Here is a 15,228-nt window from a genome sequence, read left to right as displayed (position 1 = left end):
CACATTCATTTTACTTTTGCATAGTAAAAAATGATTTATGTTGAGAGAAGCATCAGAAAAAAGGAAAAAAATTATAAGTATACTTGGTTTCTTTTCGATTCCAATTTCGGGATTTGTAACAGATATCTATTTGCCGTCATTTCCGTCGATGGCAAAATCGTTGATAGTTCCAGAAAGTAGTATTCAATTAACTCTGACTTGTTTTTTATTGAGTTATGGTTTATCTCAATTGTTTATTGGAAGTATTTTGGATGCAATTGGACGATATTATCCAAAAATTGTAGCATTATTTGTCGTATTAATCACAAGTTTAGTTATCGCGAGTACAGATAGTATTCTGTTGATTTGTTTTCTTCGAATTATTCAAGGAATTTCAGTTGCGATTATTGTTATTGCAACTCGAGCACTTTTTATTGATATTCATACACCAGAAAAGGCGAAACATTATTTAGGTTATTTTACAATTGTTTGGTCATGCGGACCTATTTTGGCTCCATTTTTAGGCGGATATTTAGAAAAGTTGTTCAATTGGCATGCAAATTTCTATTTTTTAGCAATTTATGCAGCTTTAATTTTAATTTTTGAATTGGTTTTTAGTGGAGAAAGTATTATTGAAAAGACTAAATTAAATATTAAAAACGTCATCGATACTTATAGAATGATGCTTAAAAATCAATTATTTATAGTTGGAATAATGATACAAGCAGTTGCTTATTCTATTGTGATGATTTTCAATATTATTGGTCCGTTTTTAATTGAAAATACTTACCATTTTAATTCTATTGTGATTGGTTATTCAACTTTAATTTTAGGCTTTTCGTGGATGATTGGCGGATTTGTCGGAAAGAAAAGAATGCATCTTGACTTTAAAGAAAGTATAGCTTTACCTATTATTGTACAATTAATTTTGATTTCTCTTTTGATTATCGCAGGTTTCTTTGTTCAAAATCTATTTGTTTTATTATTCTTTGCGTTTTTCATTCATATTTGTTCGGGAATTTTATTCACATCATTCTTTACTTCAAATATGATGGCTTTTCCTAAAAATGCTGGTGTTGCTGGTGGTTTGATGGGAGGAATGACGTATATTATTACTTCGCTTACAAGTTTTATTATCTCAAGTACTGGTAAAGTTGATACTCAAAATGGGTTAGCAATCCGATACTTTATTTTTTCATTTCTATTATCTGTAATTATTTACGTTATGTATAGAATGAAGAAATCTACACGAAAAAAAGCTATAATCGTATAATTAAATCCGAGCGAATGCTCGGATTTTTAACATATTATTTTCTTTAAATACTCTTTTAAATCTTAAAACCAAATTCTTAAGGTTTATTAAACGTTTAAATTTCTTGTAACTATTACCTTTTTTATGACTTTTAGTTAAAGCTTTCTTAATTATTAAGTAACACCATATTGTGAGGTAAAAAATAATTTTGGGTTTCAAATAAAACATATACATGAAACTTAATTTATTTCAACTATCAGCAGTTGTTTTTGTGATGGGAGCAACTACTGCAGTTTATGCACAGGGAGATTTAGCAGGTATATCGGGAAAAATTACTGATGCTAATGGTTCGGATTTGCACAATGTAACCATTGTTGTGAAAAATGAATCGACAGGATTTACAGCTTCTACGAAAACGAATGAAAAAGGAGAGTATAACTTAAAGCAGTTGCCATTAGGTTCTCCTTATACAGTTACTATTATTTCGGAAGAACATGGTGAGGAGATCTTAGAAGGATATAGTTTGAATCAAGGAGATTTAATTTGGGTTCCGTTCAAATTTACAAATGGAACGACTGAATTGAATGAAGTGATGGTAAGTGGGCAAACTTTAAAAAGTTCTATTAAACAAGTTGGTGCGTCTACTTCTGTATCGGCAAAAGATTTACAAACTTTACCTGTAAATGGACGAAATTTCACTTCTTTAATAGATTTATCTCCGTTGAGCAATGGAACAAGTATTGGTGGTCAATTATCTTCGTCTGTTGATTATACGATAGATGGAATGTCTAATAGAGGTACTATTGCAGGAGGTTCTACTTCGTCTTCTTATTCTATTTCGATGGAAGCGATTCGTGAGTTTAAAGTGGTAACAAATGAATATGATGTAACAAACGGGCGTGCTGGTGGTGGAACAATTAGTACTGTTACAAAGTCTGGGACGAATAAAATGCAAGGAAGTGCATTTTTGTATGGTCGTACAGATTGGCTTTCGAGTCCGTATGATATTCGTGGAAATAAACGAGATAATGAGTTCTCTACTTATCAATATGGTTTTTCTTTGGGAGGACCAATTAAGAAAGATAAAGCGCACTTTTTTGTTGCTTGGGATAGACAAGTTGATAAACGTCCATTATTCATTGCAAATATTAATAATGAAAGTGATGAAGCTTTATTTAATGTAACGCAATCTACTTTAGATCAATTTTTGAGCATTGCGCGTGAAAAATATGGTGTTTCGAATAATCCTCAGTTTGGATCATTTAATAAGAATAAAGATACAAATGCTGCATTTTTACGTTTAGATTGGCAGATTAATGCGAGAAATTTATTAACGCTTCGTAATAATTTTGTACATGAAAAAGATTTATTATCAGAAGGAGATAATACAACAATCAATATGTACGAATCGTATATTGATCGTAAGAAAACTGATAATAGTTTGATGTTATCGTTGAGAACTGATATTAATGATGATATTACAAATGAATTAAAAGTTCAGTATTTTTTAGAGAACCAATCTGTATTAGCATCAAAGGAATTACCAACTGCATCTATTCCGCGTGCGATTGTAGAAGGAATTAGTTCTACGATTAATGGTAAAAATCAGTTTACAAATATTCAGTTAGGTGGACAACGCTTTTCTCCAGAATGGTTTAAAGGAGATGTTGTGCAATTGGTGAATAATATTTATATCAACCGAAATAATATCAAATATACTTTTGGTGGAGATTTCTCGTATTACAGAATGGTAAATGTGTATGGTAGTGAAATGAACGGACGTTTTTATTTTACTGGTATGGACAATTTTAAGAACATGACACCTTATCGTTATGCAAGAGAGATTAGATTGACGGATGATCCTTCTACAGTTATTAATCAACTAAGTTCTGCGGTTTATGGACAAATGGAAACAGAGCTTTCTCCTGGTTTAGACTTAATGGCTGGTTTGCGTGTAGAGAATATGCAATACTTGAATGGTGCAAACTACAATGAAATTGCTGATAAACAATTGGGTGTTAGAACTGATAATAAGATTAATACGTGGCAAATTCAACCTCGTTTTCAATTGACTTGGGATGTTAATCAAAATAGAAAAGATTTCGTAAAATTTGGTGGAGGTATTTTTGGTTCTTCACTTAATCCTTATTCTATGATTAATAATATGTTGTTTGATGGGACCAAGGTTGCTGCGGTAGATATTGAAGGTGCTTTAGTGCCAACGCCAGATTTTATTGGTTATAGACAAAATCCTGATACTGCTCCGGGAAAAGATTTGTTCAATAATCCTAATATTGAAAAATTAATCACAATAAATGCGAATAGTAAAGATGCGAAAGTGCCAACGGTGTATAAGTTAAATGCTTCTTATAACCATTTTTTTAGTGATCGTTTGCGTGTAGGAATTAGTGCTTATGCTAACTGGGCGCGTAACAACTATATGTATGTGGATCGTAATATGGTTGATGAACCATTTTTTAGAATTGCAGAAGAGGCGAATCGTGGTGTTTATGTGCCAGCGTCAACAATAAACCCTACAAATGGAGCTGCCAATTGGGTAAATGGACGTAAAACGAAAGACTTGGGTCGTGTTTTAGAATTAATTAGTGATGGTAAAAAAGATCAATATGCATTTGTGTTAGATGGTACGTATCGTTATTTCAAGGATGGACAGATTTCTGTTTCATATACTTGGAATGATTCGAAAGATAATACTTCTTACAATGGTAATGTTGCGAATACAGCAACGTTGAGTTTGATGGTTGCAGAAGATCCTCGAAATTTAAGTAAAATGAATTATTCTGATACACATTTCCGTCATAAACTGGTTGTGTATGGACAATCACCAACTTTTTGGGGAATGACTGCTGGTATTCGTTTTAGTGGAATAGGAGGAACTCGTTATTCGTTGGCAGTGAATGGTAACATGAATGGAGATTTTGTGAATTCGAATGATTTGGCTTATATCTATGATCCAAATAGTGCATCAACACCAGATTATTTAAAGAAAGGAATTCAGGCAATTTTAGATAATCCAGAAGTAGAAAAACATACAAAAGATTATATCCGCAAAAGTTTTGGAAAAATAGCAGAAAGAAATGGAGGTATTAATGGGTTTGCTGGAACGTTTGATTTGCGTTTAACAAAGAAGTTCAATATTGTTGAGAAGCATAAATTTGAAGTTGGTTTTGATATTTTCAATGTAGCGAATTTATTGAGTAAAGATTGGGGTGTTGGTCCTCGTATTGGAAAGCAAAATATTTATTCAATTAAAAGTTTTGATGCGACAGAGAAGCATTTTGTATATAATGTAAATACTAATACAGGAAAAACAAGTTATGCGTTTAGTCCTTATCAAATTCAGATAGGATTTAGATATAGTTTTTAATTATCATTTTTATGAAAAGAATAATTAGTTTATTGAGTGTTTTAGCCACAGTTGCTGTGGCTAATGCTCAGTTGCATACGGTTGATATTAAGAGTTTTGATGAGTTGAAATCATATTTTGAACAAGATGAAAATAAACCTGTTATTATTTCGGGACATAGAGGAGGTATGATGCCTGGTTATCCTGAAAATAGTATTGAGGCTTTTGAGAAAACCTTGTCTATTATGCCTTCTTTTTTTGAGATAGATCCTCAACTTACAAAAGATTCTGTTCTTATTTTGATGCACGATGATACCTTGAATCGTACGACAAATATGCAAGGAAAGGTAAAAGATTATACCTATGCTGAAATAAAACATGCGAAATTAAAAGATAGGGAAGGAAAGTTGACTGATTTTAAAATTCCGACACTAAAAGAAGCTTTGGATTGGAGTCAAGGAAAAACTATTTTTCAATTGGATAATAAAGGTGTTCCGTATGCAACTTATGTGAAATTTCTGAAAGAAAATCCTTATCCTAATGTAGTTTTAGGTTTGCGAAAAGATGATGAGGTTGCTTATTATGCAAAACATCTTGAGTATGTAATGTTTATGAAACCTTTTCATTCGATGAAAGATGTTGAAAGTTTTGAGAAACTAAATGTTTCGTATGATAGAATGATTGCTTGGATTGGTTTGGAAGTGAAAGAAGAACAAAAAGAAATGATAGCTTATTTGCGTAAAAAAGGTGTTATGGTGATGATTGCCATTGCGCCTTTTACGGATAAATTGCCAACCGATATAGAAAGGGCAAGGGGTTATATTCAGCATTTAATTTCTCGACCAGATATTATTGAAACAGATTATCCTTCGCAATTCATTAACTACAAGTAATTTTATTAAAATATTTAGCAGAATACATCCTATTTGTTTCGAATAGGATTTTTTTTTGGTTAACTAAATTTATTTCAGTTGTGCATTTTTCATGTAAAAAGATTCTTTTCATTTTGTGATTTTAGAGTCTTGGATGATTACAGCCTTATTATCTTCTTGAGAGGCTATTTTCTTCATTTATACAACAAGCTTTGTGAGTTAAATGCTTAATATATGGTATTATATTTTATTTATTTGTAAATTAGTCATTATTAAACAATTACCAATGTGTATTGTTTTTATAAAAGCTGTAGTATGAAGGAAACAGAATTTACATTTTTGGAACTTCAGCAAATCTATGCGGAGTTTGTAGAACGTTATAGTACAAAGGATTTTAAATTGACTAAAGATGATTTGATGACGGATCAAGAGGTTGCTGAATTGTTTGGTATATCTGAAAAGACTCTGGATAGGTGTCGCAAAAAAGGTGAGATTAAGTTTTTTAGATTAGGTTCTAAGAACTACTATTTGAGGAGTTTATTGTTTTTGGATATTTTGAAGAGGTATAATGATTGACAATTTTATGTGGGTCATTTAACTTTAATATTCCTAAGGCTAAATATGATTAGATTATTTTAGCCTTAGGAATATGTTTTTAAGTACTAATGGCACCTAAATAAACTGAGTTTGACACTTGGTCTTCTGTTTGTGAACGGAAGGCAATCCAAAAGTGTAGGGTTTTACCTATTTGAAAGTTGGATAGGCTTAAAGTGTAAGTTTCGTTCATTCGTTCTGTTGCATTTTCAATAAAAAATGTATTGTTTTCGTTTTCTACTGCTACTAATATTTGCAACATATCTGTAGCTGTGTCTGATGTGGGTGAAGCATTGTTCTGCCAGTTTATCTCGACCATTGCGGCTGATACTAAAGTAATAGATAATGGAATGGCGGCTAATAATGCACCTTTGGAGAAACAAATATTTTGGTAATTTGGTGTTATAGTGGCTGTTGAATAGTCTATTACAAGGTTTGTTGTGATGTTGGTAAACGCTTGATTGTAAGAAGATCGCATGCCTGTACGATAACCATAGTGTTTGCAAGCATAGGCTCTGTATGAGGTCATAAAGTCTATGGCAAGTTTCATTCTTTGCTGAACGAGTAATTGTTTTTCTGATGGTGCTTTGGTTCTTTTTTTAGGTCTGATTCTTGAAATCTCGTGACCATTTACATTTGCTACAACTATACGCCCTGTGCGTCCTGAAGAGCCTGCTAAAAGTGAATCATAAATTTTTCCCATTGTTTTATTTTTTTAGGGGTTATTATGCTAAAGTTCAGCAATATATATTGACAAAAATTCTATTTTCTTAAAATTTCTCTAATTGTCAGGTTTTTTCCTTATTTTTCTTTCTTTTTCCTTGGTTATCTGTTTTTGTCTTTTCTATTAATTGATTATCAATTGATTATAAGTTATGTACTGTTTTTATGTGTTTGTTTTTTCGATGATTCTTCGATAGTTCTTCGATGGTTTTATATCTATTCTATATTTGTTCTTCGATGTTTGTTCGATGTTTGTTCGATGAAGTGGAGTAGAAGTTTTTATGTAGAAAATATGTAGAAAATTTTCATAAAGTTTGTTTTGATTGGCTTTGTTTACAAAAAAATATAAGTGCAAATGATGTTATATTGACAAAAAAGGTGCTGCTATATAACTAAAAAATCCGAGCTATGAGCTCGGATTTTTTATGTGTGAATGTATAATTATTTTGCTTGTTTATCAATTTCGTTTTGAATTATTTGCCAATCATAGATTTGGAATGTTTTTCCATTGCTCATAGCAACAAAGAAACCTTTTGGGAATTTAGTTCCAAAATTGAAGTTTATAGCATCAGCTCCGTCACATTCGATAGTAGAAACTGGGATTTTAGCAATCAATTTGTGTTCATTCGGATTTGAAGCTTCACCTTGTCGTTTGTATACATTAAAATAATTTGCTTGTTGATCCGAAATTAAGATATAGCCATCTGTTGCATTGGTTTTATAAATTGCAATTCCTTCGTGGTCGCGTTTAAAATCTTTTTGCCCAAAAAATGCAATTTCTTCGTTTCCTTTTTCTGGATCAGCATAATATTTTCTAATTCCTGCTGTTTCGTCAGCATAATAAATAAAGCCTAATTCTTCGTCAACTGCAATGGCTTCAATCTCTTTATTACCCGAATAATTTCCAAATTTGCGTACTAAAGTTGCTTCTATTTTTCCGTTCTTGTTTTCTAATGCATATTGATGTAGGTATTCGCCACTTACACCGTCTTTACGACCAACGATTGCATAAAACTTGTTGTTTTTGCTTTTGTAGAGCGCAATTCCCATTGGGTCTCGTAATGTTTCGTCTTTGAAAACTTCGACTCCGCCATTGTCAATCAATTTAAAATCTGGAAGCGAAACAATTCTAATTTTATTGTTTGCACGTTCGGTAAGCACTGCAATGTCAATGTTTTTTCCATTCAGAGGAAAACCGTACATTACATCTACATTATTTGGACGATTAAGTGGAACGATTTGGTTTACGATTTTACCATTCAAATCATAGGCATATAAACCGCCCGTCTCTTCTTGTTTGTCTGTTCCAATAATAAGTGATTTTTCTGGATTCTGATAATTGATCCAAATTGCAGGATCATCAGTATCATTTGGTGTTTGCTGTGTTGTAACAGTTGGTTTTACTGCATTTGTAGGAATTGGAGCCAGTTTAGAGGATTCACAAGAAAATAGAATAGTGAAGAGTGATAATGTGATGAATATTTTTTTCATAATTGTTTAGAAATCAAATTTTAGACCTAAAGTAAAACGTGGTTGATAATATTCGAGTTGCATTGTTTGACTCGAAACTCCTTGGTAGTAACGTAAAGGTTGATTTGTTAAATTGTTTGCTTCTGCAAAAATTCGTAATTGCTTCGTGAATTTATACGACGCATTTGCATCTAAAAATAATTGTTTGTCATAGTAACTATCCTCGAAAGCATTTCCACCAATCTCGTCTAAATAAGCGGCAGTATAATTAACCGAAACACGTGCAGAAAACTTTTTGTTCTCGAATGCTAACGAACCATTGAACATGTGTGGAGCTGTTTTAGGTAAATCAAGATCTTTTCTCAAATCACCATCTTCATTGGTAATTCCTTTCGCTTTTGAATCGGTGTATGTATAGTTAAGATAAATTCCCAAATGTTTGAAAAATTCGCCTGGAATAAAATCTAATTGACGCTGAAATGCTACCTCAAATCCGAAAACATTCACGTGATCTCCATTTCTAGCTTGTGTCATTTTCCAATTTTCTCCAGCAGGAACTGGGTTTGCTATGTCAGGAAAAAGCGTTTGGAAATCATTTGTTGTAAATGTATTGTTTTTGTAGGTATAGATGAAATCGTTTAATTTTTTGTAGAAAAATCCTCCCGAAACAATTCCGATATTTTCGAAATAGTTTTCAACCATCAAATCATAATTCATGGCATAGGTCGCTTTCAGATTTGGGTTACCTGCAAAAAGCTCTGCATCTTCTTTCAAAACACTTACAAAAGGCGCTAAACTGTAATAATTTGGTCGTGCAATACTTGTTGTGAAAGCTGCTCTCAGAATAAAATCATTTGTAAATTTATGTTTCAAAGAAAGACTTGGTAAAACATTGGTATAATCGTTTTTGTGCTTGATTTCTCCAATTAAATCTTCTTCATCTTGTACATAATTCCCTGTATAATCTATCGAAGTATTTTCGATACGAACACCAACTATTAAAGATGTTTTAGATGATAAATCTTGATCCCAACGAATATATCCTGCCGAAATATATTCTTTCGCTTTATAGTTAGAGGCTAGATATTCAGAAGGCTCTAAGTTAGATTTGAATAGATTTGTATTGTTTAAATCTAAATTTCCTAATTGATGATTTGAATAGAAATATCCAGCTTGATATTTTTTACCAGCATTGAAACGATTGCTTGACCAATTTACAGGATTTTGAGTACTCAAATTTCCCATTTCATCAATGCTTTCGTACGAATAGAAAATATTTTCGCGCACTTTGTCTTTCAATCGAAGGCGACCACCAAAACGTAAACGTCCTTTCTGATTTGGAATAAGACTTAAGGGAACTCTGAAATTAAGCTTTGCACCAAATTCTGTTTCATCTGTATAATCGTGTTGTTCTGATAATGATCCAACTTTGAATTTGGTCAAATCTTCTGCAGAAGTTGTTGTTACATTTGGATATTTTGCATCAGATAAATCTTCATTAAACGTAACACCTTTTGCACGATAATCAATGTAGCGCTCATTTGGTCTGTCTTCGCTCGCTTTTGAGTAAGAAACAGCCCAATCCATATCGATTTTTGGTGATAATAAATGCTCTCCTCGTAACGAAACATTGTAAACACGTTGATCTTCTAAACGCGTATTTTTATTGCGGTTATTATCAATTCCACCTTTTGTTTGGCGACGTATATTTCCTTTGTAAGTTCCTGTTTTATCATCAAATTCTAAATCGCGATAAGTTACTCTATAACGATTTTCTCGGTCGTCACGCCAATTGTAAATAGCAGAAAGATCAATTCTATTGTTTTCATTAAACTTATAATCTGCCGAAAAAGACGCACTTCTTCTTACGCGTTGAATGTCATATTTACGAATCTGAAATTGTGACAAATAGGTTTTATTTTCATCTTTGTCCCAAACTGCTTCGATATTATCCGAACCAAAATTTTGAACCTGATAACTTCCTGAAACAACCACACCTAATTTCTTGTCAAAGAATCTATTTCCATATAAAAAAGCTGAATTGTACAAGCCTTTTTCGCGAATTGGTGCATAACCACCAGAAGCCGTTATAGAAATACGCTCTTTGTTTGGAACAGCACGCGTAATCAAATTTACAGCTCCACCAATTGCGTCTGCATCCATATCTGGTGTCAAAGTTTTGTTCACTTCGATAGATGAAATCATTTCCGCAGGAATCAAATCCATTTGTACATTTCGGTTATCACCTTCGGCAGATGGAATACGATCTCCATTTAACATGACCGAATTTAATTCAGGCGATAAACCTCTAATGATAATGTTTCTGGCTTCACCTTGATCGTTTTGCATTGTAACTCCAGTCACACGTTTTAACGCATCTCCGATGTTAGAATCTGGAAAACGACCAACTTGATCTGAAGAAATAATATTGGTAATATTTCCGTTATTTTTTTGTTGATTCAATGCTTTTGCTTGCCCTTTTAAATAATCTCCAACTATAACAACTTCATTTAGTTCATTGTAACCTGCGTTTAGAGAAAAATCAATAACGGCTGTTTTATTTTCGGTAACTTCTATTTGTTTTGAAATGGTTTCGTATCCCAAATAATCAATATAAATGGTATAAATACCAGGCGTAAGATTTAGAAATTGATAATTACCATTTTGGTCAGATACAGTATATTTATTGGAATTCTCGATGCGAATTGTAGCTCCTGGTAACGAAAATTGATCGTTAGAATCTATAACTTTTCCTGAGATAACGCCGCTTTGAGCCAAAACGAATGGACCTAGAATGAATAAGGAGAGTTTTAAAAGATGTTTCATTAGAAATTAAATTTCGTCAAAAATACACTTGCTATATATCTTAATTGTTAAATATTTATTAAGAAATATTTAACAATTATAAAATTACTTCAATGATTAGTATGTAATTTGATATTTAATCTAGCTTTTTACTAATTTTAGATGCGTAGTAATTGTTACTTTTGCATGAAATAAAACTTCTGATGTCGATTGCTGAATATTTAAAATTCAATCAAAAAATAAATTATAAAAACGAAATATTAGCCGGCTTAACTGTTGCTATGACAATGATTCCTGAATCGCTTTCGTTTGCAATTTTAGCTGGTTTATCACCTTTAATAGGTTTATATGGTGCATTTATCATGGGAATTGTAACGGCGGTTTTTGGAGGAAGACCAGCGATGGTTGCGGGTGGAGCAGGTGCTACCGTTATCACTTTAATCGCGTTGAATGCTACGTATGGTGAGCAATATATTTTTGCTGCGGTTGCTTTAGCAGGAGTTTTCCAGATAGTAGTTGGTGTTTTCAAATTAGGAAGATTTGTTCGTTTAATTCCTCAACCTGTTATGTATGGCTTTCTAAATGGTTTGGCGGTTGTTATTTTTATGTCACAAATAGAACAATTCAAATCAACTACGAATGGAATAACGAGTTGGTTGAGTGGTACACCTTTTTATACGATGGCTGGATTGACGCTAATTACAGTTCTGATAGTTTATTTCTTTCCGAAATTAACGAAAATTATTCCAGCTTCTTTGGTTGCAATTCTTGTGACTTTTCTATTGGTAATTGGATTTCATATTGATACAAAGACTGTTGGTGATATTGCGAGTATCAAAGGAGAATTGCCAAGTTTTCATATTCCGAGTGTTCCGTTTACGTTAGAAACCTTGAAAATTATTTTGCCTTATTCGATTATTATGGGTTCGGTTGGGTTAATTGAAACTTTGCTAACGCTTACTTTGGTGGATGAGGTGACTGAAACGAAAGGTTCGTCGAATAAAGAATGTTTGGCGCAAGGTGCTGCAAATATTACAAATGGTTTTTTCGGTGGAATGGGAGGTTGTGCAATGATTGCTCAGACGTTTGTTAATTTAGATGCAGGATCTCGCTCGAGATTAGGACCAGCAATTGGCGCAATAACAATCTTGATTATTATTCTAATTGGCGCTCCAGTGATTGAGAAAATCCCAATGGCAGCACTTGTTGGTGTAATGATGATGGTTGCAATTTCGACTTTTAAATGGGGCTTTTTTAAATTAATAACAAAAATGCCAAAATCGGATGTGTTTGTGAGTTTTTTGGTGGCGATTATCACGATTGTGTTACATAATCTTGCTTTGGCTGTTTTTGTTGGTGTTATCGTTTCAGCTTTGGTTTTTGCTTGGGATAATGCAAAACGTATTCGAGCACGTAAATTTGTTGATGAAAATGGACGAAAAATATATGAGATTTATGGACCTCTTTTCTTTGGTTCGACTTCTACTTTTTTAGAGAAATTTGAAATTAATTCTGATCCAAGAATAATTGTTATAGATTTGAAAGAGAGTAGAATAGTTGATATGAGTGCAATTGAAGCTTTAAATATTATTACATCTAAATATGCACAACAAGATAAAATTGTAATTTTGCGACATTTGAGTAAAGATTCTATTCGATTATTAGAAAATGCTAAAAGCGTTATCGAAGTTAATATCGAAGAAGATCCGACTTATAATGTGATGCCAAAATAAAAAAATCAGCTTCTTAGAAGCTGACTTTTTTATAAATATCGTTCATTAATCACATTCATATGATGGATGGAATGACCAGCCATAACATAACCAATTTTCTCAACAGAAAACTCTCGATCACCAACTTTTCCTATTTTGTTTAATGTTTCATCATTAAAAGATTCAAACTGAAAGTAAGTTGCTTTCATCAAATTTGTCCATTCTTTTATCAACTCTTCAGGCTTTCTTTCATTTGCGTTCGAATTCAACACATAGGCATTTTCATCAAAGAAATTCAACGTTTGAGAATCTTCTCTCGCAATATGTTGCGCACGATAAGAAAAAATACGTTCACAATCTATACAATGTTGTATCATTTCTTTGATAGTCCATTTTCCATCTGCGTACGCATAATCCCATTTATCTAATTCTGTTACAATTATTAATGTTTTCTTGATATCAGCAATACGTGTCTGTAAAGCATCTACAACTTCTATTCCATCGTAAATAGAAGTATAATTGTCGTGGTTTATTGTATTCAATTTTCAGTAATTTTTTACAATTTAAGGATAATTTGACTGAGTTATTTTAAGTATTTGTTAAAAATAAACCTTCATTTTTTTGAATTTATTTCCGATTTTAATAAAAAAATACGATTCTTTTAGAAATTTAGAATCTTGTATCTGATAAATTTATTTTCCTGAAAATCGTTGCTAAGTTTGAGTTGGAAAGTAATTTTAAAAACATAGAATATAAGCACATGATTTCTAACTTATCATACTCAAGTGGGGCATCACAATATCCTCTTTTAGGAGAAACGATTGGCGAAAATTTACGAAATACAGTTGCAAAATATCCGCAGCAAGAGGCTTTGGTTTGCGTTGATCAAAATTATAGAGCGACGTACACAGAGTTTTATTCACAAACTGAACAAATTGCAAAATCATTGATTGCTATTGGTTTGCAAAAAGGTGATCGCGTAGGTATTTGGGCGCCAAATCGTGCAGAATGGACGTTGTTACAATATGCAACGGCTCGTGTGGGAATGATTTTGGTTAATTTGAATCCTGCTTATCGCGAAAATGAACTCGAGTTTGTATTAAATCAAGCGGAAATTTCAGCTGTTTTTGCTGCTTTATGTTTCAAAACAAGTGAATATAAAGTGATGTTGAACAATGTAAAAGACAATGCGAAATCACTAAAACATATCATCATTTTTGAAGAAAATTGGGATAATTTCTTGATCGAAGGAGAAGAAATTTCGACTTCAGAAGTTCATCAAATAGAGCAAGCTGTTCAGTTTGATGACGCTGTAAATATTCAGTATACTTCGGGAACAACTGGCTTTCCAAAAGGTGTAACTTTAACGCATCATAATTTATTGAACAATGGATTTTTTATCGGTGTTCGATTAAATTATACACATCGTGATCGTGTTTGTATTCCTGTTCCGTTTTATCATTGTTTTGGAATGGTAATCGGCAATATGGCTTGTACTTCGCATGGTGCTTGTATGGTGATTCCTTCGGATAGTTTTGATCCAGCAAAAACATTAAATGCAGTCGAAATCGAAAAATGTACATCACTTTACGGAGTTCCGACTATGTTTATTGCGGAATTAGAATTACCAAATTTTGATCGTTTCGATTTAACATCTTTGAGAACAGGTGTAATGGCTGGATCTCCTTGTCCGATTGAGATCATGAAGAAAGTGCAAGCTAAAATGAATATGAAAGAAGTTTCGATTTGTTATGGAATGACAGAAACTTCGCCAGTTTCGACACAAACCATTATCGGAACGCCTTTAGAAAAGCAAGTTTCGACGGTTGGAACGGTTCAAGATCATTTAGAAATTAAAATTATAGATCCACAAACAGGAGATATTTTACCTCGCGGAATTGCTGGTGAATTTTGTACAAGAGGTTATTCTGTAATGCAAAAATATTGGAACAATCCAGAAGCAACTGCGCAAGTTATTGACGAAAATAATTGGTTGCATACCGGTGATTTAGCGACAATGGATGTAGATGGATACATTAACATTACGGGACGCATTAAAGATATTATTATTAGAGGAGGAGAAAATATTTCACCAAAAGAGATTGAGGATTTTTTGTACGAACATGAATCAATTTCGGATGTTCAAATTATTGGTGTTCCAAGTATCAAATACGGAGAAGAGGTAATGGCTTGGGTGAAAGTGAAAGATGGTATTACTATAACCGAAGACGAATTGAAGGCTTATTGTTTATCCATCGCTCATTTCAAACGCCCTAAATATTGGAAATTTGTACAAGAATTTCCAATGACAATTTCAGGAAAAATTCGAAAAATTGAAATGAGAGAAGTTTCGATAAAAGAATTAGGTTTAGAAAATGCTCGAAAAGTGAAAACATCTTAAAAAAAGTATTAAAATCTATTTAAAAAGTAGACTTAAAAATAATTATTTCAATT

10 protein-coding genes are annotated in these 15,228 nt (G+C 32.5%); 6 read left to right on the top strand and 4 right to left on the bottom strand.

From position 1 onward, the window contains the following. Positions 1-37: 37 nt before the first annotated feature. The 4 genes from HXZ69_RS02460 (at position 38) to HXZ69_RS02445 (ending at position 6,046) form a co-directional block, all read left to right on the top strand. A complete protein-coding gene (locus tag HXZ69_RS02460; RefSeq protein WP_286494895.1) occupies positions 38-1,252 on the top strand; it encodes an MFS transporter in 1,215 nt (404 codons plus the stop codon). 211 nt (positions 1,253-1,463) lie between these two features. After that, positions 1,464-4,619, top strand: a complete 3,156-nt coding sequence (locus HXZ69_RS02455) for a TonB-dependent receptor (RefSeq protein ID WP_286494894.1) — start codon at positions 1,464-1,466, stop codon at positions 4,617-4,619. Between the two features lie 11 nt (positions 4,620-4,630). Further along, positions 4,631-5,491, top strand: a complete 861-nt coding sequence (locus tag HXZ69_RS02450) for a glycerophosphodiester phosphodiesterase family protein (protein WP_286494893.1) — start codon at positions 4,631-4,633, stop codon at positions 5,489-5,491. 294 nt (positions 5,492-5,785) lie between these two features. Further along, entirely contained in the window at positions 5,786-6,046 is a 261-nt protein-coding gene (locus tag HXZ69_RS02445) for a helix-turn-helix domain-containing protein (protein WP_286494892.1), read from the top strand. 79 nt (positions 6,047-6,125) lie between these two features. Here the strand turns inward: HXZ69_RS02445 and HXZ69_RS02440 are convergent, their stop codons facing one another. From HXZ69_RS02440 to HXZ69_RS02430, 3 genes are all read right to left on the bottom strand, one after another. After that, entirely contained in the window at positions 6,126-6,767 is a 642-nt protein-coding gene (locus tag HXZ69_RS02440) for a DUF6266 family protein (RefSeq protein WP_125349470.1), read from the bottom strand. A gap of 461 nt (positions 6,768-7,228) precedes the next feature. Next, positions 7,229-8,278 carry a phytase gene (locus HXZ69_RS02435; protein WP_286494891.1) on the bottom strand — a complete coding sequence of 350 codons (1,050 nt, stop codon included), beginning with the start codon at positions 8,276-8,278 and terminating at the stop codon, positions 7,229-7,231. 6 nt (positions 8,279-8,284) lie between these two features. Beyond that, entirely contained in the window at positions 8,285-11,083 is a 2,799-nt protein-coding gene (locus HXZ69_RS02430) for a TonB-dependent receptor (protein ID WP_286494890.1), read from the bottom strand. A gap of 182 nt (positions 11,084-11,265) precedes the next feature. Between HXZ69_RS02430 and HXZ69_RS02425 the strand changes: the two genes are divergently transcribed. After that, positions 11,266-12,795, top strand: coding sequence for a SulP family inorganic anion transporter (locus tag HXZ69_RS02425; RefSeq protein WP_286494889.1), 1,530 nt, complete (start codon positions 11,266-11,268; stop codon positions 12,793-12,795). Positions 12,796-12,824: 29 nt separating this feature from the next. Here the strand turns inward: HXZ69_RS02425 and HXZ69_RS02420 are convergent, their stop codons facing one another. After that, a complete protein-coding gene (locus HXZ69_RS02420) occupies positions 12,825-13,316 on the bottom strand; it encodes a DinB family protein (RefSeq protein WP_280061532.1) in 492 nt (163 codons plus the stop codon). A 218-nt stretch (positions 13,317-13,534) separates the two neighbouring features. Here HXZ69_RS02420 and HXZ69_RS02415 point away from each other — a divergent pair, with 218 nt between their 5' ends. Next, entirely contained in the window at positions 13,535-15,175 is a 1,641-nt protein-coding gene (locus tag HXZ69_RS02415; RefSeq protein ID WP_286494888.1) for an AMP-binding protein, read from the top strand. The last annotated feature ends 53 nt before the right edge of the window (positions 15,176-15,228 follow it).

The sequence above is a fragment of the Empedobacter sp. R132-2 genome (assembly GCF_030324375.1).
GTDB classification, from domain to species: domain Bacteria; phylum Bacteroidota; class Bacteroidia; order Flavobacteriales; family Weeksellaceae; genus Empedobacter; species Empedobacter falsenii_B.
Note: the sequence above shows the minus strand (reverse complement) of the source record. Positions and strands in the feature narration are given on the sequence as shown.